This window comes from Vibrio sp. 1078-1 (genome assembly GCF_033340475.1).
Genome location: NZ_JAWOWM010000389.1, coordinates 1 through 679, shown reverse-complemented (window position 1 = coordinate 679; position 679 = coordinate 1). Strand labels below are relative to the sequence as shown.

Genomic DNA, 679 nt, shown 5'->3' with positions numbered 1-679 from the left:
AGTGACAACAACTGGAACGTAGGTCTGCCTCGTGAAGACAAAGACGGTGCAAACTGGGAGCTGATCAAGAAGATCGTTTCTGATACGACAGCGAAGCCAGATGCAACCGACATTGAGCTAACCAAACAACAATTCCTAGAACTACTAAAAATCCGTAGTTCAAGTGAACTGTTCCGCTTAGATACCGCTCAAGAAGTCATGAACCGTGTTGACTTCCGCAACGTTGGTAAAGACCAAGTGGAAGGCTTGATCGTTATGTCTATCGACGATGGTAAATCAGCAGGTGCCGATTTGGATTCGAAATACGATGCGATCGTTGCTGTGGTGAACTCAACATCAACAGAGAAATCATTTGTCGTGAAAGGCGCGACAGGTTTCGAGCTGCATGAAGTTCAACAAAACTCTGCGGATGACATCGTGAAAGGCGCAAGCTTCGCAAATGAAACCTTGACTGTGCCAGCACTGACTACTGCGGTATTCGTACAGCCACAAGACGGCGCGCAAGGTGTGGGCCTGCCAGTCAATACGGACAACAAAGACGTATCGAGCATTCCTCCTTTCGGTGAAACCGTGGTTTACGTGAAAGGCACAATGAACAATTGGTCAGACAACAGCGACTGGGCAATGACTTTCATTGGCAACGGCATGTACTCAGTAACAGGCGTACTTGAAGCAGGCA

General features: G+C 47.9%; 1 protein-coding gene. It reads left to right on the top strand.

Annotated features, from left to right (window positions below):
• Window positions 1–679: alpha-1,6-glucosidase domain-containing protein (locus R7190_RS27740; protein WP_318137914.1), on the top strand; the 679-nt coding region annotated here is incomplete at both ends.